Annotated in this window: 25 protein-coding genes, 1 tRNA gene and 1 other RNA gene; 14 read left to right on the forward strand and 13 right to left on the reverse strand. The window is 70.2% G+C overall.

The window, feature by feature from the left end; genetic code table 11:
• Window positions 1-5 precede the first annotated feature (5 nt).
• Genes miaB through dapF form a run of 4 tightly spaced genes read left to right on the forward strand, consistent with a single transcriptional unit; the run spans window position 6 to window position 3942 of the window.
• Window positions 6-1559 (forward strand): tRNA (N6-isopentenyl adenosine(37)-C2)-methylthiotransferase MiaB, encoded by a 1554-nt coding sequence (gene miaB, locus ACWIDW_RS01125; protein ID WP_454122276.1) that lies wholly within the window; start codon window positions 6-8, stop codon window positions 1557-1559.
• Window positions 1556-2485, forward strand: coding sequence for a tRNA (adenosine(37)-N6)-dimethylallyltransferase MiaA (gene miaA, locus ACWIDW_RS01130; protein WP_454122278.1), 930 nt, complete (start codon window positions 1556-1558; stop codon window positions 2483-2485). The genes miaB and miaA overlap by 4 nt, the downstream gene beginning before the upstream one ends.
• A 38-nt stretch (window positions 2486-2523) precedes the next feature.
• A complete protein-coding gene (locus ACWIDW_RS01135) occupies window positions 2524-3060 on the forward strand; it encodes a dihydrofolate reductase family protein (RefSeq protein ID WP_454122280.1) in 537 nt (178 codons plus the stop codon).
• A gap of 9 nt (window positions 3061-3069) precedes the next feature.
• Complete coding sequence (dapF, locus tag ACWIDW_RS01140; RefSeq protein WP_454122282.1) at window positions 3070-3942, forward strand: diaminopimelate epimerase; 873 nt, start codon at window positions 3070-3072, stop codon at window positions 3940-3942.
• Between the two features lie 10 nt (window positions 3943-3952).
• Here dapF and ACWIDW_RS01145 read toward each other — a convergent pair whose 3' ends face one another.
• Window positions 3953-4600: a class I SAM-dependent methyltransferase gene (locus tag ACWIDW_RS01145; protein WP_454122283.1), complete on the reverse strand. Its 648-nt coding sequence runs from the start codon at window positions 4598-4600 to the stop codon at window positions 3953-3955.
• 70 nt (window positions 4601-4670) lie between these two features.
• Here ACWIDW_RS01145 and hflX point away from each other — a divergent pair, with 70 nt between their 5' ends.
• Entirely contained in the window at window positions 4671-6179 is a 1509-nt protein-coding gene (hflX, locus tag ACWIDW_RS01150; RefSeq protein ID WP_454122285.1) for a GTPase HflX, read from the forward strand.
• 53 nt (window positions 6180-6232) lie between these two features.
• Here the strand turns inward: hflX and ACWIDW_RS01155 are convergent, their stop codons facing one another.
• On the reverse strand, window positions 6233-6886 hold the full coding sequence (locus ACWIDW_RS01155) for an SIMPL domain-containing protein (protein ID WP_454122287.1): 654 nt from the start codon (window positions 6884-6886) through the stop codon (window positions 6233-6235).
• Between the two features lie 145 nt (window positions 6887-7031).
• On the opposite strand from ACWIDW_RS01155, the gene ssrA reads away from it, so the two are divergent.
• Window positions 7032-7401: a transfer-messenger RNA gene (gene ssrA / locus ACWIDW_RS01160) on the forward strand.
• Window positions 7402-7449: 48 nt separating this feature from the next.
• Here the strand turns inward: ssrA and ACWIDW_RS01165 are convergent.
• Window positions 7450-8055 carry a TetR/AcrR family transcriptional regulator gene (locus tag ACWIDW_RS01165; protein WP_454122289.1) on the reverse strand — a complete coding sequence of 202 codons (606 nt, stop codon included), beginning with the start codon at window positions 8053-8055 and terminating at the stop codon, window positions 7450-7452.
• A 117-nt stretch (window positions 8056-8172) separates the two neighbouring features.
• Here ACWIDW_RS01165 and ACWIDW_RS01170 point away from each other — a divergent pair, with 117 nt between their 5' ends.
• On the forward strand, window positions 8173-8370 hold the full coding sequence (locus ACWIDW_RS01170; RefSeq protein ID WP_454122291.1) for a hypothetical protein: 198 nt from the start codon (window positions 8173-8175) through the stop codon (window positions 8368-8370).
• Window positions 8371-8419: 49 nt separating this feature from the next.
• Here the strand turns inward: ACWIDW_RS01170 and ACWIDW_RS01175 are convergent, their stop codons facing one another.
• The 5 genes from ACWIDW_RS01175 to ACWIDW_RS01195 all read right to left on the reverse strand — a co-directional run bounded on the left by ACWIDW_RS01175 (window position 8420) and on the right by ACWIDW_RS01195 (window position 11642).
• A complete protein-coding gene (locus ACWIDW_RS01175; RefSeq protein WP_454122293.1) occupies window positions 8420-8989 on the reverse strand; it encodes a hypothetical protein in 570 nt (189 codons plus the stop codon).
• Window positions 8990-9025: 36 nt separating this feature from the next.
• Window positions 9026-9835: an inositol monophosphatase family protein gene (locus tag ACWIDW_RS01180; protein WP_454122294.1), complete on the reverse strand. Its 810-nt coding sequence runs from the start codon at window positions 9833-9835 to the stop codon at window positions 9026-9028.
• A gap of 97 nt (window positions 9836-9932) precedes the next feature.
• Window positions 9933-10301, reverse strand: coding sequence for an A1S_2505 family phage non-structural protein (locus ACWIDW_RS01185; protein WP_454122296.1), 369 nt, complete (start codon window positions 10299-10301; stop codon window positions 9933-9935).
• Between the two features lie 86 nt (window positions 10302-10387).
• Window positions 10388-10460: transfer RNA gene (locus ACWIDW_RS01190), tRNA-Lys, on the reverse strand.
• A 93-nt stretch (window positions 10461-10553) separates the two neighbouring features.
• Entirely contained in the window at window positions 10554-11642 is a 1089-nt protein-coding gene (locus ACWIDW_RS01195) for an LOG family protein (RefSeq protein WP_454122298.1), read from the reverse strand.
• Between the two features lie 98 nt (window positions 11643-11740).
• On the opposite strand from ACWIDW_RS01195, the gene ACWIDW_RS01200 reads away from it, so the two are divergent.
• On the forward strand, window positions 11741-12223 hold the full coding sequence (locus ACWIDW_RS01200) for a hypothetical protein (RefSeq protein WP_454122299.1): 483 nt from the start codon (window positions 11741-11743) through the stop codon (window positions 12221-12223).
• Here the strand turns inward: ACWIDW_RS01200 and ACWIDW_RS01205 are convergent, their stop codons facing one another.
• The 4 genes from ACWIDW_RS01205 to ACWIDW_RS01220 are packed head-to-tail and all read right to left on the reverse strand — an operon-like array spanning window position 12224 to window position 15241.
• Window positions 12224-12706: a YbaK/EbsC family protein gene (locus ACWIDW_RS01205; protein ID WP_454122301.1), complete on the reverse strand. Its 483-nt coding sequence runs from the start codon at window positions 12704-12706 to the stop codon at window positions 12224-12226.
• 36 nt (window positions 12707-12742) lie between these two features.
• Window positions 12743-13969 (reverse strand): MFS transporter, encoded by a 1227-nt coding sequence (locus ACWIDW_RS01210; RefSeq protein ID WP_454122303.1) that lies wholly within the window; start codon window positions 13967-13969, stop codon window positions 12743-12745.
• Window positions 13966-14412, reverse strand: a complete 447-nt coding sequence (locus ACWIDW_RS01215; RefSeq protein ID WP_454122304.1) for a MarR family winged helix-turn-helix transcriptional regulator — start codon at window positions 14410-14412, stop codon at window positions 13966-13968. The genes ACWIDW_RS01210 and ACWIDW_RS01215 overlap by 4 nt, the downstream gene beginning before the upstream one ends.
• Before the next feature lie 34 nt (window positions 14413-14446).
• Window positions 14447-15241 carry an IclR family transcriptional regulator gene (locus ACWIDW_RS01220; protein WP_454122306.1) on the reverse strand — a complete coding sequence of 265 codons (795 nt, stop codon included), beginning with the start codon at window positions 15239-15241 and terminating at the stop codon, window positions 14447-14449.
• A gap of 101 nt (window positions 15242-15342) precedes the next feature.
• Between ACWIDW_RS01220 and ACWIDW_RS01225 the strand changes: the two genes are divergently transcribed.
• From ACWIDW_RS01225 to ACWIDW_RS01235, 3 genes are read left to right on the forward strand one after another with little or no spacing between them, the layout of a single operon-like run.
• A complete protein-coding gene (locus tag ACWIDW_RS01225) occupies window positions 15343-16122 on the forward strand; it encodes a CoA transferase subunit A (RefSeq protein ID WP_454122308.1) in 780 nt (259 codons plus the stop codon).
• Window positions 16123-16124: 2 nt separating this feature from the next.
• The gene (locus tag ACWIDW_RS01230; RefSeq protein WP_454122309.1) at window positions 16125-16778 is read left to right on the forward strand and encodes a CoA transferase subunit B; all 654 of its coding nucleotides are present in this window, start codon (window positions 16125-16127) and stop codon (window positions 16776-16778) included.
• Complete coding sequence (locus ACWIDW_RS01235) at window positions 16775-17953, forward strand: acetyl-CoA C-acetyltransferase (protein WP_454122311.1); 1179 nt, start codon at window positions 16775-16777, stop codon at window positions 17951-17953. Before ACWIDW_RS01230 ends, ACWIDW_RS01235 begins: the two co-directional genes overlap by 4 nt.
• A 48-nt stretch (window positions 17954-18001) precedes the next feature.
• Here ACWIDW_RS01235 and ACWIDW_RS01240 read toward each other — a convergent pair whose 3' ends face one another.
• Window positions 18002-18280: a hypothetical protein gene (locus tag ACWIDW_RS01240; protein WP_454122313.1), complete on the reverse strand. Its 279-nt coding sequence runs from the start codon at window positions 18278-18280 to the stop codon at window positions 18002-18004.
• 134 nt (window positions 18281-18414) lie between these two features.
• On the opposite strand from ACWIDW_RS01240, the gene ACWIDW_RS01245 reads away from it, so the two are divergent.
• The 3 genes from ACWIDW_RS01245 to ACWIDW_RS01255 all read left to right on the forward strand — a co-directional run bounded on the left by ACWIDW_RS01245 (window position 18415) and on the right by ACWIDW_RS01255 (window position 22048).
• Window positions 18415-19443 carry an iron ABC transporter substrate-binding protein gene (locus tag ACWIDW_RS01245; protein WP_454122314.1) on the forward strand — a complete coding sequence of 343 codons (1029 nt, stop codon included), beginning with the start codon at window positions 18415-18417 and terminating at the stop codon, window positions 19441-19443.
• 62 nt (window positions 19444-19505) lie between these two features.
• Entirely contained in the window at window positions 19506-20996 is a 1491-nt protein-coding gene (locus tag ACWIDW_RS01250; protein ID WP_454122316.1) for an ABC transporter permease, read from the forward strand.
• Window positions 20993-22048 carry an ABC transporter ATP-binding protein gene (locus tag ACWIDW_RS01255; protein WP_454122317.1) on the forward strand — a complete coding sequence of 352 codons (1056 nt, stop codon included), beginning with the start codon at window positions 20993-20995 and terminating at the stop codon, window positions 22046-22048. The genes ACWIDW_RS01250 and ACWIDW_RS01255 overlap by 4 nt, the downstream gene beginning before the upstream one ends.
• Window positions 22049-22059: the final 11 nt, after the last annotated feature.

A 22059-nucleotide genomic window follows, 5' to 3' on the forward strand; every position in this document is an offset into this window, starting at 1 on the left:
CCACCATGTCTTCTCTCTCTTCCGAACCGACGATCATCGCGCCCTCCGACGCGGCGATCACCGCCGACGGGCGCCGTCGCTCCTACGAGGTGCGCACCTTCGGCTGTCAGATGAACGTGCACGACTCCGAGCGCCTGTCGGGTTCGCTCGAGAGCGCGGGGTACGTGCAGGCGGATGCCGGCGACGAGGCCGACATCGTGATCATCAACACCTGCGCCGTGCGCGACAACGCCGCCGGCAAGCTGTACGGCACCCTCGGGCATCTCAAGTCCCGAAAGGACAAGCACGAGGGCATGCAGATCGCCGTCGGCGGATGCCTCGCGCAGATGGATCAGCAGGCCGTGCTCGACAAGGCACCCTGGGTGGACGTCGTCTTCGGCACGCACAACATGGGCTCCCTGCCCGGCCTGCTCGAGCGCGCACGCCACAACGGCGAGGCCGAGCTCGAGATCCTCGAGTCGCTCGAGATCTTCCCGTCGACGCTGCCCACCAAGCGCGACTCCGCGCACAGCGGGTGGGTGTCGATCTCGGTCGGCTGCAACAACACCTGCACGTTCTGCATCGTCCCGAGCCTGCGAGGCAAGGAGAAGGACCGCCGGCCCGGCGACATCCTGAACGAGATCCGCCTGCTCGTCGAAGACGGAGCGATCGAGGTGACGCTGCTCGGGCAGAACGTCAACTCCTACGGCGTCGAGTTCGGCGACCGCCAGGCGTTCAGCAAGCTGCTGCGCGCGGCGGGAGAGGTCGAGGGACTGGAGCGCGTCCGCTTCACCAGCCCGCATCCCGCCGCGTTCACCGACGACGTCATCGATGCGATGGCCGAGACACCCAACGTCATGCCTCAGCTGCACATGCCGCTGCAGTCGGGCAGCGACAGCATCCTCAAGGCGATGCGTCGCTCGTACCGCAGCTCCCGCTACCTCGGCATCATCGAGCGCGTCCGCGAGCGCATCCCGCACGCGGCCATCACCACCGACATCATCGTGGGCTTCCCCGGTGAGACCGACGAGGACTTCGAAGACACCATGCGCGTCGTCGAACAGTCCCGCTTCTCGGGCGCCTTCACGTTCCAGTACTCCATCCGCGAGGGCACGCCGGCCGCGACCATGCACAACCAGGTGCCGAAGGAGGTCGTGCAGGAGCGGTACAACCGCCTGATCGCGCTGCAGGAGCGGATCTCGCTCGAGGAGAACCAGAAGCAGGTCGGCCGCGAGGTCGAGGTGCTCGTCTCGGTCGGCGAGGGCAAGAAGGACGCGTCGACGCACCGTCTCACCGGACGCGCGGAAGACAACCGGCTCGTGCACTTCGAGGTGACGCCCGGATCCGAGCTGCCGCGACCCGGCGACGTGGTCACGGTGAATATCACGCATGGCGCGCCGTTCCATCTGCTCGCCGACGACCCGACCTGTGCGCCGCTGCGCATCCGCCGCACACGCGGCGGCGACGCGTGGGACCGCGCGCAGGCGGCGTCGTGCGGCGTGCCCGCACCGGCAGGGGCGTCCGGCGCTCCGCGCGCGGTATCGCTGGGCCTGCCCACGCTGCGCCCTGTCGGGTCTTGACCACCGGCGCGGCGCGGCCAGACGCGCCGCGGCTCTGGGCGGTGGTCGGCGCGACGGGCACCGGAAAGAGCGAGCTCGCTCTCGATCTCGCCGAACACCTGCGCGCGGGTGGCGACGATGCGGAGATCGTCAACGCCGACGCCATGCAGCTGTACCGGGGCATGGACATCGGCACGGCCAAGCTCCGCATCGACGAGCGGCGCGGCATCCCGCACCATCTGTTCGACGTCCGCGAGGTCACGGACGAGGCGGCCGTCGCCTGGTATCAGCCGCTCGCCCGAGAAGCGATCGCCGCCATCCACGCCCGCGGGGGAGATGCGATCCTCGTCGGCGGGTCGGGGCTGTACGTCTCGAGCGTGGTCTTCGACTTCCGGTTCCCGCCGAGGGATGCCGCACTCCGGGCGCGCCTCGAGGCGGAGCTCGCCGAGGGCGGTGCCGGGGCGCTGTTCGAACGGCTGCGGGGCCTCGACCCCGCGACCGCTGCGCGCATCGATCCGAAGAACGGCCGGCGCGTCGTCCGCGCGCTCGAGGTGATCGAGCAGGGCGGCGCCACGCACGGGGCCGCGCTGCCCGAGAAGCCGGAGCTGTGGCATCCGGCGACTCGGATCATCGGTCTTCACACGCCGCGAGAGCTGCTCGTCGAGCGACTCGATCGACGCGTGGAGCGGATGTGGCAGGGCGGAATGCTCGACGAGGTCGAGCGCCTGCGCGCCGAAGGAATCGAAGACGGGGTCACCGCATCGCGTGCGATCGGATACGCCCAGGCGCTCGCGCAGCTGCGCGGCGACAGGACTCAGGACGAGGCGATCGCCGAGACGCAGGCCCTCACCCGTCGCTACGCGCGGCGGCAGGTGTCGTGGTTCAAGCGCTACCCCGACATCGAGTGGGTCGAGCACCCCGTCGACGTCGAGTCGCTGATCCACTGAGCCTGGCGGTTGTCGGCGGCCGGAGGCACGATGGGCGCATGAGCACGCACTACTACACCGCCTCGTCTCTCGATGGGTTCATCGCGACCACCGAGCACTCGCTGGACTGGCTGCTGAGCCAGGACATCGACGAGGGCGGTCCGATGGCGTACCCGGGCTTCATCGCCGGGATCGGTGCCCTGGCGATGGGCGCGTCGACCTTCGAATGGGTCATGCGGCACGAACAGGGCCGCTGGGACTACGCGCAGCCGACCTGGGTGTTCACCCACCACGACATCCCCGCCCCGGCGCAGGGTGATGTGCGCTTCACGCAGGAGGACGTGCGCGAGGTGCACGCCGAGATGACGGCTGCGGCCGGTGGGAAGGATCTGTGGATCGTCGGCGGGGGAGACCTCGCCGGACAGTTCGCCGACGCGGGTCTGCTCGACGAGGTCTGGGTGCAGTACGCGCCGGTGACCCTCGGCGCGGGCGCACCGCTGTTGCCGCGCCGGGTCGACCTCGAGCTGATCGACGTGGCGCGCAATCGCAGCTTCCTATGCGGCCGGTACCGGGTCACGGGTTCCGGCGCTCTCTAGACTGGGGGTATGGTCGCATTCACCAAGGGACACGGCACCGGCAACGATTTCGTGATCATCGAGGACGTCGACGGCGAGCTGGATCTGTCAGCGACCCAGGTGCAGGCGCTCTGCGACCGCAACTTCGGTGTCGGCGCCGACGGCGTGCTGCGGGTCGTGCGATCGGCAGCCATCCCCGAGGGCGCGGCGGCTCTCGCCGAAGAGCCCGACGCCGAGTGGTTCATGGATTACCGCAACGCCGACGGGTCGATCGCCGAGATGTGCGGCAACGGCATCCGCGTCTTCGCCCACTACCTCCTGCGCGCCGGCCTCGCCACGATCGAACCCGGCTCGACGCTGCCGATCGGCACGAGGGCGGGCGTGCGCGACGTGATGCGCTCCGAGAACGGCTACCAGGTGGATCTCGGGCTGTGGAAGCTCGCCGGCCGCGAGCCGCTCGCGCGCGCGGCCGGTCTCTCGGTGCCGCGACCAGGGCTCGGCATCGACATCGGCAACCCGCACGTGGTGGTCGCGCTGGCATCCGACGACGAACTGGCGGAACTCGACCTCGATCCCACGCCCGTTCTCGACCCGGCCCCCGTCGACGGTGCCAACGTCGAGTTCGTCGTGCCCGGCGAGCCGCTGGTGCGCGACGGCGTCGGGCATGTGCGGATGCGCGTGCACGAGCGCGGCGTCGGCGAGACCCTCAGCTGCGGCACGGGCGTCGCCGCCACCGCTCTGGCGGTGCGGCACTGGGCCGGCGCCAGGGCCCCGCACCAGTGGCGCGTCGAGGTGCCCGGCGGTGTGCTCGGGGTGCGGATGTTCCCCGCGGAGGACGGCGAGCACGTCGCGCTGTCCGGGCCCGCGCAGCTCGTCTACCGCGGCGAGATCGACCTCGTCTGAGGCCGATCGCTCATTCGGGCAGCACGATCGGGGCGGTCGGCGGGGTGCCGTGCCGGCGCACCTTGAGGATCCGGTACCCCTTGCCGGTCGCCGCGCGGGTCACGCTGAAGCCCGGCGTGAACACCGAAGCCATCCACCGCTGCAGTGAGTCGGATCCGAGGTTGCGCTGCACCACCAGCCAGGCGTCGCTGCGCTCGTCGAGGCGGGGGATCCAGCGCTCGAGCATGGAGTGCAGCTCGCTCTTGCCCACCCGGATCGGCGGATTCGAGCGGATCGTGGTGAACACCACGTCGTCGGGAACATCCTCGGGCTTCACGGCGTTCACATTGGTGAGGCCGAGGGCTTCGGCGTTGCGCCTGGTGAGATCCAGTGCGCGCTCGTTCACATCCACCGCCCAGATCACGGCGTGCGGCGTCGAAAGGGCCATCGTGAGACTGATCGGACCCCACCCGCATCCGAGGTCGAGGAAGTTGCCGCTCGGCGGCAGAGGAGCCATGTTGGCGAACAGCACCGCGGTGCCCGTGTCGAGACGGTCGGGACTGAACACGCCGCCCGCGGTGGTCACCTCCCGATCGCGTCCCGCGAGCGGAACGGTGATGGTTCGGAGGTTCTCGGCACTGGCCGGGGCCGCGCTGAAGTAATGATCGGACGACGGCATGCAGTGAGCGTACCGGACACCGCGGGCTAAGGTTAAGGCGCTTCTCAGAGAGGACAGAGTTCACCACCGGATGACGAACACCAACGACGACAACATGACACCGGACGCACTGGATCGCGTGCTCGCGAACGCAGAGCCGCGAACGCAGCCGCGCGTGTTCGGTGCCGCCCAGGCACTGCAGGATGCGGCATCCGCCGGTCACTCCCACGCGGACGGCGAGCAGTGGGATCTCGAGGACCGGCACGCGCTGCGTCGCGTGGCAGGACTCTCGACCGAGCTCGAAGACGTCACCGAGGTCGAGTACCGCCAGCTGCGGCTCGAGAACGTCGTGCTGGTCGGGGTGTACCCGCAGGGTGCTCAGGAGGATGCCGAGAACTCGCTGCGCGAGCTCGCCGCCCTCGCCGAGACCGCCGGTGCCGTGGTGCTCGACGGTCTGCTGCAGCGCCGGCCTCACCCCGACCCCGCGACCTACCTCGGGCGCGGCAAGGCGCAGGAGCTGAAGGACATCGTCGCCGCGGTCGGCGCTGACACCGTCATCGCCGACACCGAGCTCGCCTCCAGCCAGCGCCGCGCGCTCGAGGACGTCGTGAAGGTGAAGGTCATCGACCGCACCACCGTCATCCTCGACATCTTCAGCCAGCACGCGAAGAGCCGCGAGGGCAAGGCGCAGGTCGAGCTCGCGCAGCTCGAGTACCTGCTGCCGCGCCTGCGCGGATGGGGTGAGTCGATGAGCCGCCAGGCCGGTGGCCAGGTCGGCGCCGGTGGCGCGGGTATGGGCTCGCGTGGACCGGGTGAGACGAAGATCGAGCTCGACCGCCGCCGCATCCGCACCCGCATGGCTCAGCTGCGCAAGCAGATCCGCGACTTCGCGCCCGCGCGCGACGCGAAGCGCGCCGAGCGCAAGCGCAACACCATCCCGTCGGTCGCGATCGCCGGATACACGAACGCGGGCAAGTCGAGCCTGCTGAACGCGCTGACCAGCGCGGGCGTGCTCGTCGAGAACGCCCTGTTCGCGACCCTCGACGCCACCGTGCGCCGCGCGGAGTCGGCCGACGGCCGCGTGTACACGCTCGCCGACACGGTCGGCTTCGTGCGCAACCTGCCGCACCAGCTGGTCGAGGCGTTCCGTTCGACGCTGGAGGAGGTCGGTCAGGCCGACCTGCTCGTGCATGTCGTCGACGGCTCGCACCCCGACCCGTCCGCGCAGCTGCAGACGGTGCGCGATGTGATCGGCGACGTCGGCGGTCGCGACATCCCCGAGATCGTGGTCTTCAACAAGGCCGACCTGATCGACCAGGACGAGCGGCTCGTGCTGCGCGGTCTCGCGCCCGACGCCCACTTCGTGTCCTCACGCACGGGTGAGGGCATCGCCGAACTGCGCGCCGAGATCGAACGCCGGCTTCCGATGCCCGCCGTCGAGGTGCGCGCTCTCGTGCCGTACGACAGGGGGGACCTCATCTCGGCCGTGCACGAGAGCGGTGTGCTGGTCTCATCCGAGCACGAGGAGAACGGCACCGCGGTGCACGCGCACGTCTCCGAGCGTCTGGCCGCCGAGCTCGCGCCCTTCGCGACCGGCTGACGGGTCGGGCGCGTTGAGCGCGGGCGGCGGACCCGCGCGCGCCCGACGCCGGATCAGGATGCCGAGAAGCGGCCCTCCACGGTCGCCGAGACGGTGATCTCCTCGCCCTGGAACTCCATCGCGGGCGAGGCGTCGAACGCGCCGGCAGCGCGCATCGCGACTGGCGCGAAGCCGGGGCTCTCGGCGGAGATCAGACCGCGATCCGCGATCTCCAGCGGGGTCACGGTGCGCAGCCCGAGCGCCTCGGCATACGCCTGAGCGCGCGACACGGCGACGCCGACCGCCTGAGTCGCGACCTCGCGCTCCACCTCGCGTTCGGTCTCCGGAGTCAGATGCCAGTCGACGCCGCCGAGCGCAACGCCGTCTTCGCCGGATAGCTCGGTCGCCCAGAGCGACAGCTCCGAGATGTCGGCGAAGGTTGCGGTGAAGTCGACGCTCGCCCGGTACACCGGCGCGAGTCTGCGGCCGTCGGCGTTCCATGGTCGCTCGGCGTACACGCTCAGTCGCTGGCTCGTCCACGCGGTCACGCTGCCCGCCTGCTCCCGTGCGACGATGCTTTCGCGCACCGGTTCGGCGAGCGCCAGCGTCCGGTGCACGACCTCCTCGCGGTCGGGACCGTCGAGGGCCACGGTGAGCCTGACGGTGGCCCGCTCGGGTGCGACGCGCAGTTCGTGCTCACCGCGGACGGTGATGATGACTTCGCTCATGCGAGCGACTGTACGGCACACCGGCGACAACCCGGCCGCGGAATAGCATTCGGGGTGGATCCGTTGTAGTCTGTGATGCTCGGGAGCACATGCTCCCGCTGCTAATTCCACAGTGTGACAGCGGCTCCTTCGCAAGAAGGTCCACGGGGCTGATCGGTTTCGACGGCGCCTGTGTATCAACGAGAAGCGGGCCGAGGATGCAGGGTTATCTCGTGAACGCTCCCTGCAAAACCATAGTTGCCGAAACCAAGCGCAACGACTTCGCCCTCGCTGCCTAAGCGAGCCCGATAGTCCGTCAGACCGTATGTGATCCCGATACGGACCCTGGCGTCATCTAGGGATCTCGCTGCGTGATGGCGTCTGGACGTCACGTGGGACTCTTCCCAGACTGGGCTCGTCGACTTAGGTGTCTGTGACAAAGGTCGGAGCCGAGCAGAACGCCTCCACAGACTGCGCCCGGAGAAGACGTGGATGAGCAGCGTCGGACGGGGGTTCGATTCCCCCCAGCTCCACCAGCCGCTGTCACTGTGGAATATCAGCCCCGCGCCGTGTCGCCTGCCGCGTCACGCCCGAGGGCGCAGCCCGTCGAGCGCGACCGCGCGGATCTCCGCGCCCAGCAGCTCCGGGTCGACGGGGCCGTCCGGTCGGTACCACTCGACGACCGAATTGATCATCCCGAAGATCAGGCGGGTGGCGACACCGGCATCCAGATCCGCTCTCACGAGTCCTTCTGCTTGCGCCTGCCGCACGAGGCCGGTGACTGTGTGATCGAAGCGGCGACGGCGCTCGAGCGCGGCGAGCTCGATGTCGCTGTTGCCGCGCAGGCGCAGCAGTAGCGTCACCTGCGGCTGCCGCCTGGTCAGAACCCGCACCGCACCGTCGACGATGGCCGTGAGCCGTTCGCCGGCGGTGGGGTGCTCGAGGGCGGCTTCCAGGGCATCCTCCAGGCCGCCCAGCGCGTCGTCGAGGGCGATCTCGAGGATCTGCTCCTTCGAGGTGACGTGGTGGTACAGCGCCGACTTCGTCACCCCGAGCCGCGCGGTCAGATCCGACACGGACGTCGCGTCGTAGCCCTGCTCGTTGAACAGCTGAACGCCGACGCGGATGACGTCGGCGCGGTCGTGTCCCGGGCGGCCGCGGCGCGACGGACCGCGCGTCGTCGCGGTCACGGGCGGGTCCTCGGCATGCCACAACTCTAGCCGCGCGACCCCGGTCGGGGGCATCCGCGGGGTGCCCGCCGGACCGGTAAGCTGAGAGGGTAATCCGACGATCGGAAAGGCTTCGACATGGTCGACTTCATCGTGTTCCTCGTGCTGTTCATGGGTGGTATGTGGCTTCTCGGTGCCGCATGGGAGATGCCGGCATGGCAGGGCGTGGCGTTCAGCGCCGGCATCATCATGGTCAGCATCGCCATGGCGTACGTGATGCGCCAGCGCGGCAGCGCGACGCGCCGCTCCGACAACTGGGGCCAGCGCCAGAAGTGACGAAAGGCGCCGCCCACCGGGCGGCGCCTTCACAACCGGGCCTGTTCGCTCATCCCTTCCAGTCGATGAGCAGCAGGCCCTGTTTCGTGTCTGCGAACTTCACCCAGCCGTCGCCGAACTCGTAGGTCATGCCGAAGCCGTCCTCGTCGGTCGCAATCGCGTACGCGGGATCCTCGGTGAAATACACCAGGTCGCCCTCGGTCGAGCGCAGCCAGCCGTCGCGCTTCAGGTTCGCCTGAGCGACGTCGGAGGTACGGGCGTCGAGCGCGCCCCATCCGTACATCTGGCCGTGGTCGGATGCCGTGCTGAAATCTGCCCACATGCACAGCAGACCGTCCGGCACCAGCGTCTCGCCGATGCGCAGCTCCTGCTCTTTCGACGTCCATCCCTGGGAGGTCAGGGCATCGACCGTGCCGGGGGTGATGATCGTCTTGCAGGTCGGCTCGGCGCCCGGCGTCGGCGTCTCGACGTCGGCCGGTGCCGTGGTCGCGGTGGTCGTCGGCTCGGCACTCAGCGACGGGCTCGATGACGGCGGGGGCGTGGGATCGGGGGCGGCGCAGGACGTCAGCAGCAGGACGGCTGCGAGCGCGCTGAAGGTGAGGGGGAAGCGGGGGCTCATAAGGGGGATCCGGGGAGGGGAGGGGCTGCGGCGTGCTCAGGGGAGTCGCGCGTCGCGGAACAGGGACAGGAAGGGGTCGTGCAGGATGCCGTTCGTGGCGAGCGTGGACAGCGCCGACAGGGTCTCGGTGCCGTCGAAGGCGGTCATGCGGCCGCCGGCTTCACGGACGATCGCCACGGCCGCGGCGATGTCGTACTCCTTGACATCGAACTCGGCGACCATGTCGATGCGGCCTTCGGCGAGAAGCATGTAGCTGTACACGTCGCCGTAGGCGCGGTCGCGCCACACCCGGTCGGCGACGGCGTGCAGTTCGGGAAGCTTCCCGGCGTCGGCCCACTGCCCGATGCTCTGGAAGCTGATGCTCGCGTCGTCGAGGGAGTCCACGTCGGACACCGACAGCCGGCGGGGAGCGTCAGCGGCGTTCGTCCACGCGCCGAGGCCGTCGGCCGACCACCAGCGGCGTGCCAGGGCGGGCATGCTGACCACGCCGACGCGCGGCACGCCGTCGATCGCGAGAGCGATCATCGTGCCCCACAGCGGCACCCCGCGCAGGAAGTTCGCCGTGCCGTCGATCGGGTCGATGATCCACTGACGGTGGGTGTCGCCCTCGGCGCCGTACTCCTCGCCGAAAATGCCGTCGGCGGGGCGCTCGGCTGCGAGCAGCTCGCGGATCGCGCGCTCGGTGGCCAGGTCGGCGTCGGTGACGTGCGAGCGATCGGCCTTGCGCGAGACCTGCAGATCGGCGGCGTCGAACCGGGGCAGCGACTGAGCGTCCGCCGCGTCCGCCAGCCGGAGAGCGAGGGCGAGATCGGCAGCGAGGTCGGCGTCGTCGCGGGTGTCGGTCACCTATCCAGGATAAGCCGGGACCCTCCACGGAACCGGCGCGCAGCATATCGGTCCAGACACGAAACGCCCCGTGCACCCCGGTCCGCGACGCCCGGCCTCACAGGTGCGGGACGAACGAGGAGGGGACGCTGACGTTGCCGGGCAGCCCCGCGAACAGGGGCGCGATCTGCTCGGGCGTGTACCCGGCGATGCCGCAGCCCACCGGCGTCAGCAGGAACCGCAGGTCGGGATGCTCGATGGCGAACTCGACGAATGCGCGGGCCTCACGCGCGAGCACGTCGAGGCCGCTCATCGTGTCGATCGCGTACGACTGTCCGTGGTGTCCGTGTCCCTCGCCCCACACCGCGCCGAACCTCTCGTGGGCGATGCGGGCGGCGCCCCCGCCGTGCCGGCCGGCTGCATTGCTGCCGAAGACGAACACCTCGTCGGGGCGCAAGGTGACGACGACGTCGGGCGTGATCTCCATGCCGGAACTCTACGTCGCGCGTCGGACAGCGAGGAGAAGAAGCAGAGAAGCCCCGGTAGATGGCGAGATCTACCGGGGCTTGTCCGTGCACCCCCAGGGACTTGAACCCTGAACCCACTGATTAAGAGTCAGTTGCTCTGCCGATTGAGCTAGAGGTGCGTGGCCCGGGAGGATTTCCCCGACCGAGGAATTACATTACCAGCGGGCCGGGGCCGCGCAAAATCGCACTGATCCGCCGGGCGGGTTGCGAGGTCACACACCCCCGGATGCCAGCACCGCGGCGTCCTGCACCGTGTCGACGAGGTGCACGTGGTGCTCCATCGGCCGGCCCGCGGCCAGCGCCGTGAGCAGCGGCCAGACCGGGTACTGCTCCGTCCAGTACGCGCGCCCCACGAGGATCATCGGGGCGACCGACGATTCGTCCGCGTAGAAGTTCTCGCACGCGTCCTGGAAGATTTCCTGCACGGTTCCGCCCGAGCCCGGCAGGAACACGATCCCGGCCTGGCACACCTCCAGCAGGATCGCCTCGCGCTGCGCATTGCGGAAGTACTTGGCGATCGCGCTGGCGAACGGGTTCGGCGGCTCGTGCCCGTAGTGCCACGTGGGGATGCCGAGCGAGTCGCCCCCGTCGGGGAACTCGCGTCGCACGGCGAAGGCAGCCTCGGCCCAGGCCGCGATGCTCGGCGAGAAGCCCGGCACGGCGGCGAGCAGCGACAGCGCGTGCTCCCGGGCATCCGACCCTCGGCTCGCGAGGTAGCCACCCAGATTGACGGCCTCCATCGCGCCCGGTCCGCCGCCGGTCGCGACCGTCAGGGTCTGCGACAGGTGCTGCCCGAGTTCGACTCCGTCGGCGTACTCCCGACTGCCGCGCACCACGGCGTGCCCGCCCATCACGCCGACCAGACGCCTGGCTGACACCCAGTTCGAGAGCGCGAGATCGATGGTGTGATCGTGCAGTGACTTCGCGAGCGCGGCATCCTGCGACGTCTCGCGCTTCGACCACGCGTAGGTGCGCGCGTCGAGACTGTCGGCGTAGTCGTCGTCTCCGTAGAGATCGGCCGGGGTGTACAGCGCGGTGCGGTAGGTGTCGATCGGGATGCCGGGAAGCTCGGGGAACACCACCGCGCCCCGATCCCGCACCGACGACTCGTCGGCGAGGGCGAGGCGGCAACCCAAGAACAGCGACCCGGCGACATCGACCGACCGCAGAGCGCTGCTGCGCGCGGTGAGGTCGAGCGCGCGCAGGCGCCAGCCCGAGAGCGAGTGGACGCCGGCGGCGAGACGGCGATCGAAGTCCTCGAGCGTGTCGACGTCGACGACCCGTCCGCGCGTTCTTCTCATGCGACGACACTAGAACAGCACCTCGGGCGCACGTCGTCATGTCGGCTCTTCCGTCTCGGGCGTGCCGGTGAGAACATGGCGGACAGGAGGTGGCTCTCATGATCGATCTCGATGACATCGACACCGACGAGGACGGCGCGCTCACCGCGACCGTCGATCTGCCCGGAGGTCGACGCGTCACCGTCGAGTACGAATTCGACGAGGAGTTCGACTACGACGATGACGAGGAGGACGACGACGAGGACGAGGAGCCCGTCGAGCGTGAGGACCTGCCCGACCTCGACACGATGCAGGAGACCGTGAAGCACGCCTTGGCACGGCTCACGGAGGAGATCCTCGAGGCGCGCGAGCGCGAGGTCGTCGAAGAGCTGACCGAAGCCGCCTACGAGGACGAAGACGACGACGTGGGCATGGTCGAGGCGCTGCAGGCGCTGAAGGACGACATCGCTCTCGACGGGGTCGTCGTGTTTGGTGACGGCGGGATCACCCTGCTCTTCATCGCGCCCGAGGAGTACCCCGACCTGATCATCTACTGCCTGCTCGACGAGGATCTCGAGATCGACGACCTGATGGTCGAGTGATCACCTCACCCGAACCAGCCTGCCGCCGGTCACCTCGATCAGCTGCGCGAAGCCGAGCGGCATGACCGTCTGAGGCGTGCCCCCGGCCGTCCACACCTCGTCGAACGCGCTCAGGGACTCGTCGATGAGCGTGGGCAGGGGAGCGGGATGCCCGACCGGTGCCACCCCGCCGATCACCTGGCCCGTCGACGAGCGCACGACCACCGGCGGTGCCATGGCCACCGTGTGCGCACCGATCTGCTCGGCGAGCACGCCGAAGTCGACGCGGTGCGCCCCGCTCGTCATGACGAGGATCGGCTCGCCGTCGGCGACGAGCACGAGACTGTTCGCGATCGCCCCCACCGGGCATCCGATCGCCTGCGCCGCCAGCGCGGCGGTGTGCGCCGACTCGGGCAGCACGACGATCCGGGCGTCGATCCCCGCCTCGGCGAGCCGCTCTCGAACGAGACGGCTGCGGGGCGGAAGAGTGTCGGGGCTGGTCACTGCGGTCTCCTCAGCGGTGGGAAGAGCGGATGCCGATCACGCGGCGTCTCCGATGAGGATAGCCGCAGCCTCGTCAGCCGTGCCTGCGGCGGTGTCGTCGATGTGGGCGAGCGTGCGACGCCCGAGCAGCACCGTCAGGGCGGCGAGCAGCACGGCACCGGCGGCGAACAGGTAGGGCACCGTGTCGCCGTACGCGTGGGCAAGGGCCGCGGCCGTGGGCGGTGCCATCGCGCCGCCGAGGAAGCGCACGGCCGAGTACGCCGACGAGGCGACCGAGCGGGGCAGGTCGGTGGCCTCCATCACGGCCTCGGTCAGGACGGTGTTCATCACGCCCAGCAGCAGACCGCCCACGACGATGCACACCACGAGCGCGGCGGGGCTGGCGACGACGAGACCGGCGGCGACGAGGTCGACGGCCAGCAGCGGCAGGGTGACGAGCATGATCGACGCTCGCGAGGTGCGGCGCATCAGGGAGGGAGCCACCCAGACGCTGGTGACCGCCAGAGCCGCACCCCAGCCGAAGAAGGTCAGGCCGATGCCCAGGGCACCGAAGCCGAGCGGGAACGGCGAGAACGCCAGCAGCACGAAGAAGCCGATGTTGTAGAACAGGGCGGCGACGGCGAGCACGGCGAGGGCGGGGCGTCGAAGCGCGCGGAACGGTGCCGAGAACGGCATCGGCTCGCGGCGCTCGCCGTCGGTGCGCACGAGCGTGAGCACCGCGATGAATCCGATCGCCATCAGCGCCACGACGCCGAAGAACGGGCCGCGCCAGCTGAGCTCGCCCAGCAGCCCGCCCAGCAGCGGCCCGACCGCGATGCCCAGCCCGAGTGCTGCCTCGTAGAGCACGATGGCGGCGCCGCTGCCTCCGGTGGCCGCGCCGACGATGGTCGCCAGCGCGGTGGAGATGAAGAGCGCGTTGCCCAGGCCCCAGCCGGCGCGGAACCCGATCACCCAGTCGACGCTGCCGCTCACGGCGCACAGCAGGGCGAACGCCACGATGAGGCCGAGGCCCACGAGCAGGGTCGCCTTCGCACCGATGCGGCTGGAGATCCAGCTGGTGACGAGCATGGCAAGGCCCGTGACCAGCAGGTAGCTGGTGAAGAGCAGCTCGGTCTCGACCGGGGACGCCTCGAGCGACTCGGCGATCGCGGGGAGGATCGGGTCGACCAGGCCGATGCCCATGAACGCGACGACACAGGCGAACGCGACCGCCCACACCTGTGCCGGCTGCCGCCAGATCGATCCCTGTGGTGCTCCGCTCATCTGTGTGCTCCTGTCGTGTGGTCGGGTGTGCCCTGCGTGCGCTCGCCGAGGATGGCGGCGGTGCGCGCGATCGCACGCCAGTCGTCATCGCCGAGACCGTCGAAGCGCGGGGCGAGAGTGGCGCCCAACTCGGTGCGCCAGTCGTGCAGGGCGCGGATGCCCGCCTCCGTCGCGGTGACGACGATGGCGCGCGAGTCGTCGGGGTCGGCGGTGCGTTCGACGAGTCCGGCATGCTCGAGCGCGCCGATCAGCCGCGTCATGCCCGGCTGCGTCGTGCGGGCGGCGGATGCCAGGGCGCCGAGGCGCAGCCCACCCTGCTGCTCGAGGATGCTGAGAGTGCGCCACTGCGCGGATGGTGCGTCGTTGCCCGCGTCGTGGGCCGCGATGCGGGCCAGCGCGTGCGCGGCGAGCACGATGGCTGTGATGGCTTCGGCCTTTTGCATATCGAACAGTATATATCCGTCGATATCTATCGGCTCAGTGCCGGCTGCTCGCGATCCGCGATGAGAGCTGGTGTGCATGCGAGAGCAGGGTGCGACCCAGCTGGGGCAGTCGATCGGGGCCGAAGCGGAACTCCACACCGGTGATGCTGAGCGCCCAGTCCGGCCGGCCCTGACGGTCGAACACGGCGGCGGCCATGCCCCACGACCCCTCGACGATCAGGCCGGGGTTCACCGCGTACCCACGTGCTCTCGTCTCGCGCAGACGCCGCCGCAGCGGCGTGTCGGCGTGCGCCGAGCCCCAGCTGTGCTCCAGCTCGGGGTGCCGCTGAAGGTAGGCATCCACATCGTGGTCGGGGAGGAAGGCGAGGATCGCAAGCCCGGCGCTCGCGACGCCGAGGGGGAAGCGCACTCCCTCGCTGAGCACGAAGGAGCGGATGGGGAATGAGCCCTCCTCCCGGACGAGGCACACCGTCTCGTCGGCGCGACGTGTGGACAGGAACGCGCTCTCCTCCGTCTTGACGGCGAGCGAGCGCACGATGTCGCGCGACAGCTCGGTGATGTCGTACCGCGCGGCGGCCACGGTTCCCATCAGGTACAGCTCGGGTCCGGGCATCCAGCGGGCCGTGGCCTCGTCCTGGTCGACGAGCCCCTCGACGCGCAGCGCCGTGAGCAGGCGATGCGCCGTCGAGCGGCTGAGCCCGGCATCCCGGGCCAGTGATTGCAGGCCGGCGCCATCGGCGGATGCCGACACCAGCCGCAGCAGCGCCGCCGCCCGCGCGACGGCCTGGGCGCCGGGCACGGTGCGACGCGAGGCGACAGGTGGTTCCACAATGTGGACGCTATCCCGCTCTGCGACCACATCGCAAGCGGTGCCTTGCCCGCCGACCCGGGCGGGCGGATGCTGGAAGCACCGCACACGAAGGAGTGGCCTTGATCGACAAACAGTTCGCATCCGCGGCGGAGGCCGTGGCCGACATCCCGGACGGCGCCTCGCTGGCCGTCGGCGGCTTCGGCCTCTCAGGCAACCCCATGAAGCTCATCGAGGCACTGCACGCGCAGGGCACCGGCGAGCTCAGTGTCGTCAGCAACAACTGCGGCGTCGACGACTGGGGCCTGGGCATCCTGCTCGCCTCGCGGCGCATCCGGAAGATGACCTCGTCGTACGTCGGTGAGAACAAGGAGTTCGAGCGGCAGTTCCTCGAAGGCGTCCTCGAGCTGGAACTCACCCCGCAGGGCACCCTCGCCGAGAAGCTGCGCGCCGGCGGCTCGGGAATCGCCGCGTTCTTCACCCAGACCGGCGTCGGCACGCAGGTCGCCGAGGGCGGCCTGCCACGCCGGTACAACGCCGACGGCTCGATCGCGGTGGCCTCGCCGGCCAAGGACGTGCGCAGCTTCGACGTGCACGGCGAGCAGCGGGACTTCGTGCTCGAGGAGGCCATCACCACCGATTTCGCCCTCGTGCACGCGCTGAAGGGCGACCGGCACGGCAATCTCGTCTTCAACAAGGCCGCACGCAACTTCAATCCGCTCGCCGCGATGGCGGGGCGCGTCTGCATCGCGCAGGTCGAGGAGCTCGTCGAACCCGGAGAGCTCGACCCCGACGGGATCCATCTGCCCGGCGTGTACGTGCACCGCGTGGTCGAGGTGGGCAGCGGCATCGAGAAGCGCATCGAGCGTCGCACGACCCGCACCCCGGAAGGGAAGAGATGACCATGGCACTCACCCGCGACCAGATGGCGGCCCGCGCCGCGCAGGAGCTCGCCGATGGCGAGTACGTCAACCTCGGCATCGGCCTGCCGACCCTGGTTCCCAACCACGTGCCCGACGACGTGACCGTGGTGCTGCAATCCGAGAACGGCATCCTCGGCGTAGGCCCGTACCCGAGCGAGGAGAACGTCGATCCCGACCTGATCAACGCCGGCAAAGAGACCGTCACGCTGCTGCCGGGGGCGGCGTTCTTCGACTCGGCCACGAGCTTCGGCATGATCCGCGGTGGCAAGATCGACGCCGCCATCCTCGGCGCCATGCAGGTCTCGGCCGCGGGCGACCTGGCCAACTGGATGATCCCCGGCAAGATGGTCAAGGGGCCCGGCGGCGCGATGGACCTCGTGCACGGCGCCCGTCGCGTCATCGTCCTGATGGAGCACGTCGCGAAGGACGGCTCGGCGAAGATCGTGAACGACTGCTCGCTGCCGCTGACCGGCAGGGGAGTGGTCGACCGGATCATCACCGACCTCGCCGTCATCGACGTCACCGACGGCGGGCTCGTGCTCGTCGAGACGGCGCCGGGCGTGAGCGTGCAGGACGTCATCGACGCCACCGAACCTGAGCTGAGCATCGCTGAGAGCGTGAAGGAGAACTCATGAGCGACATCGTCATCGTCGCCGCCGCCCGCACCCCGCAGGGGCGACTGAAGGGACAGCTGGCGTCGTTCACCGCACCGCAGCTGGGTGCGCTGGCCATCCGCGGCGCGCTCGAGCAGGCCGCGGTCGATCCGGATGCCGTCGACGCGGTCATCATGGGCCAGGTGCTCGCCGCTGGCTCTGGCCAGAACGCCGCCCGTCAGGCCGCCATCGGCGCCGGAATCGGCTGGGACGTGCCGGCCAGCTCGGTCAACAAGGTCTGCCTCTCGGGCCTCACCGCGATCATCGATGCGGCACGCATGATCCGCACCGGTGACGCCACCACTGTGGTCGCAGGCGGCATGGAGTCGATGACGCGCGCACCGCACCTGCTGATGGGCTCGCGAGACGGATGGACCTACGGCAGCGTCGAGGTTCTCGACCACATGGCCTACGACGGCCTCACCGATGCCTACGACCGCGAGAGCATGGGCGCGTCGACCGAGCGACACAACCCGCGGTTCGAGATGACCCGCCAGATCCAGGACACGGTCGCCGCACTGTCGCACCAGCGTGCGGCATCCGGGCAGCAGGACGGTGTCTTCGACGCGGAGATCGTCGAGGTGACGGTGCCGCAGCGCAAGGGCGCCCCCCTGGTGCTGAAGGCGGATGAGGGCATCCGGCCCGACACCACCGTCGAGTCGCTCGCAGGCCTCCGCCCCGCCTTCGCGGAGGGCGGCACGATCACCGCCGGGAACGCGTCGCAGATCTCCGACGGCGCCGCGGCCGTCATCGTGACCACCCGCGAGAACGCCGATGCTCAGGGGTGGCCGGTGCTCGCCGTGATCGGTGCGAACGGGCAGACCGCGGGGCCGGACAACTCGCTGCAGGCACAGCCGGCGCGCGCCATCGAGCGGGCGCTCGAGAAGCAGGGCATCACCGCAGACCAGCTCGACATCGTCGAGATCAACGAGGCGTTCGGTGCGGTCGTCGCCCGTTCCCAGCAGGAGCTGGGGCTGTCGAGCGAGATCGTGAACGTGCACGGCGGCGGCATCGCCATCGGGCATCCGATCGGGGCGAGCGGCGCGCGACTCGTCGTGCACCTGGCGCACGAACTCGCCGCACGCGGGTCCGGCACCGCGGTCGCCGCGCTGTGCGGCGGTGGCGGTCAGGGCGAGGCGCTGATCCTCACGCGCTGAGAGTCCGGGGAATCCGCACGTTGCGCTGATCCCTCCGCAGAAGAGGGGTCAGCGCCGCTTCGAGATGCGCTTGACCTCGTCGCGACGCTTCTCGCGCAGCTCCTTCTTGTCGGGCTTCGGTGCGAACGGCGAGTCGTCGGAGACGGGCAGGCCCTTGTCGAGACGGCGCATGTCCTTCACGGCGCCGATCGCGAGTGAGAGGGTGATCGCCCAGCTCACCCAGGCGAGGACAGCCCGCCAGGTGAACTTCTGCCCGCGCGAACCGCGCAGCAGGGTCCATCCCGTGGAGATGGCGCTGAAGAGTCCGGTGCGTAGGAGATAGCGCATGCGTCCACGGTAGCCGAGCGGCGGATCCTGCCGGGAAGGGTTGACATCGGGCTGCGCAGCGCGGATGCGACGCATGCTCCGCGTGACTGGGGTCGGTTAGGATAGGTGAGCCTTACCTGCCCGAAGGGACACACATGCCTTCCATCCGCGTGCGCGGAACCGCACTCGTGACCGGACTCGTCGCCACTCTGGCCCTCGTCGGGTGCGCGCCCGCGGCCAGTCAGCCCGGCGGCGACGACGCGCTGGTGATCTACAACGCACAGCACGAGCAGCTCACCGAGGAATGGACGGCGGCGTTCACCGAAGAGACGGGGATCAAGGTCAAGCTCCGCCACGGCGACGACAGCGAGCTCGCGAACCAGCTCGCCCAGGAGGGCGACGCGTCGCCGGCCGACGTGTTCCTCACCGAGAACTCCCCGGCCATGTCGCTCGTCGAGGACGCCGGGCTCTTCGCCCCGGTGGACGATGCCACGTTGCAGCTGGTGCCCGAGAGATTCCGTCCCAGCACCGGCGCGTGGACGGGCATCGCCGCGCGCGACACCGTGCTCGTCTACAACCCCGACCTCATCTCCGAAGACGAGCTGCCCACCTCGATCCTCGAGCTGCAGGATCCGAAGTGGAAGGGCACGTGGGGTGCAGCCCCCGGCGGCGCCGACTTCCAGGCCATCATCTCCGCCATCCTCGCCTCGGAGGGTGAGGCGGCGACCGCGGAGTGGCTCGCGGGCATGCAGGCCAACGCCGAGATCTACCGGAACAACATCGTCACGATGAAGGCGGTCAACGCCGGCGAGGTGCCGATGGGCGTCATCTACCACTACTACTGGTACCGGGATCAGGCCGGCACCAGGGAGAACAGCGGCAACACCGCCCTGCACCTCTTCGAGCCCGGCGACCCCGGCGCCTTCGTCAGCATCTCGGGCGGCGGCGTCCTGGCATCCAGCGACCACCCCGACGAGGCGCAGAAGTTCCTCGCCTGGCTGGTCGGCCAGAAGGGGCAGACGATCCTCGGCGAGGGGTACAGCTACGAGTACCCCGTGGCCGACGGCGTCCCGGCGCGCTCGCCGCTTCCCGCGCTCGACTCCCTCGGCGCGCCCGACATCGATCCGTCGACCCTGAACGGTCCGACTGTGATCGACCTGATGACCGAGGCGGGACTCCTCTGACCCTGACAGCCGAGCGCGCGGCGCCTGCCGTCAGCCCGCGCGGCGCGCGCACCTACCCGTGGATGCTGGCGTTCGGCGTCGGCGTCGCGGCGGCGTTCGCGCTGATCCCCGTCGGCTACGTGGTCGTGTCGTCGATCCAGACCGGCGGGCCCCGACTGCTCGAGCTGCTCGTGCGCCCGCGAGTGGCGGAGCTGACGGTCAACACCGTGCTGCTCGTCGTGCTCGGCGTCGTGGCCACGCTCGTGATCGGGATCGGCGGCGCCTGGCTGGTCGAGCGCACCGCCCTGCCGCTGCGACGGACGTTCGCGATCGCCCTCGCCGCGCCTCTCGCCATCCCCGCGTTCGTAACCAGCTACGGCTGGGCGAGCGTGGCGCCGTCGCTGAGCGGTGTGGGCGGCGCGGTGCTCATCGCCGCCTGCGCGTACTCGCCGCTGGTGTATCTGCCGGCCGTCGCGGCGCTGCGCGGCCTCGACCCCGCGCTCGAGGAGACCGCCCGCTCACTGGGCCTCGGCCCGTGGAAGGTCTTCGCGCGCGTGGTGCTGCCGCAGCTGCGGATCGCGGCGATCGGCGGCGGACTGGTTGTCGGGCTGCACCTGCTCGCGGAGTACGGAGCTTTCGCCTTCGTGGGGTTCGACACGATCACCACGGCGATCATGGATGCCTACCGCGCGAACTTCGGCGGAGCCAACGCGGCGGCGCTCGGTGTCGTGCTCGCCGGGCTCTGCCTGCTGCTGGTGATCGGCGAGGGCCGGATGCGGGGAACCGCCCGGCTGTCGCGCAGTGCGGCCTCCCGACCCGCCGGCCGTGCCGACCTCGGCCGTTGGACCGCGCCGGCCGTCGTGGCCCTGCTCGTCGTCTTCGGGGCGTCTGTTCTCGTGCCGATGACATCGGTGCTGCGCTGGACCATGCGCACCGACGCCGCCGACTGGGCACCCGTCGTGCCGGCCGCCGGGCAGACGGTCGTGCTGTCGGTGGGCGGGGCTGTGGTGTGCGCACTGGTCGCCCTTCCCGTCGCCTGGCTCGCCGTGCGTCATCGCGGGCGGGTCAGCGGGATGCTCGAGGGCGCCTTCTATCTCGCCGGAAGCTTCCCGGCCATCATCGTCGCCCTCGCCCTGGTCACCGTCACACTGCGGGGTGCACCGATGCTGTATCAGACCGCCGCGACCGTGGTCGTCGCATACGCGGTCCTCTTCCTGCCGCGCATCCTCGTGCCGCTGCGCGCGGGGCTCGCCCAGATCTCTCCGGCGTGGGAAGAGGCCGCGCGCTCCCTCGGCGCTCCGCCGTGGCGCGCCAGACTGCGCATCACCGCCCCGCTGCTCGCACCGGCGGCGGTGAGCGGCGCGGCCCTGGTCGCGCTGGGCGCGTCGAACGAGCTGACCGCGACGCTGCTACTCGCACCGATCGGCACCGAGACCGTTGCGACGGGCTTCTGGTCGGCGGCATCCTCGATCGACTACGTCGCCGCCGCACCCTACGCGCTGACCTTGATCGCGCTGTCGATCCCGGCAGTGCACCTGATGTTCTCCGAAGCGACCTCGAGAGGCAGCGCATGACGCTTCAGATCACCGGGATCGGGAAGTCGTTCGGCGCAGGGCCCGTGCTCGCCGACGTCGACTTCGCCGTGCCCGCCGGATCACGCATGGCACTCGTCGGTGCGTCGGGAAGCGGCAAGAGCACGCTGCTGCGCCTGATCGCCGGTTTCGAGCGACCCGACGCGGGCAGCATCGCGCTCGACGGCCGCACCCTCGCCGACTCCCGCGGCTCTGTTCCCGCGCACCGCAGGGGCATCGGGTATGTGCCGCAGGACGGGGCGCTGTTCCCGCACATGACGGTCGCCGCGAACATCGCGTTCGGGCTGCCGCGCGGTCCGCGGCGCGGTGTGCGCGTGCGCGAGATGCTTGAGCTGACGTCGCTCTCACCGGAGCTTGCCGAGCGACGCCCGCACGAGCTGTCGGGTGGACAGCAGCAGCGGGTGGCCCTCGCGCGAGCTCTCGCGCCCGGGCCGAAGGTGCTGCTGCTCGACGAGCCGTTCAGCGCGCTCGACGCGGGTCTGCGCGCGCAGACCCGCGAGGCGACGATCGACATCCTCGAGCGGGCCAGAGTGACCACGCTGCTCGTGACCCATGATCACGACGAGGCGCTGTCGTTCGGCGATCTCATCGGCGTGGTCGCCGGCGGCAGGCTCGCCCAGCACGGCGAGCCGGGCGCGGTGTTCGACGCGCCTGCAGACCTCGCCGTCGCGGAGTTCCTCGGCGACACGCTGGCGTTGAGCGCACGCCGCAATGGCGACGGCACGGTCTCGTGTGCCCTCGGCACCCTGTCGGTGAAGCACGACCGCTCTGCGGGCGCGCGGGATGTGGTGGTGATGGTGCGCCCGAGCCAGCTGGAGGTCGTGGCGGGCGCGGCGCCGTCCGGCGCCGGCACCGCGACCGTCACGGCACGGCGTGCTATCGGATCGCGCACGCAGCTGCGTGTCGACATCCACGGCGACGATGCAGCCCGTGTCTGGCTGCAGGTGCCGACCCACCGGTCGGCCGAGACCACGGACGGCGACATCGTGGCCGTGCGCGTGGGCGGGGGCGCCGTGCTCTATCCCGCTCAGTGACCTGCCGCGGA

This window comes from Microbacterium sp. NPDC055312, from assembly GCF_053645675.1.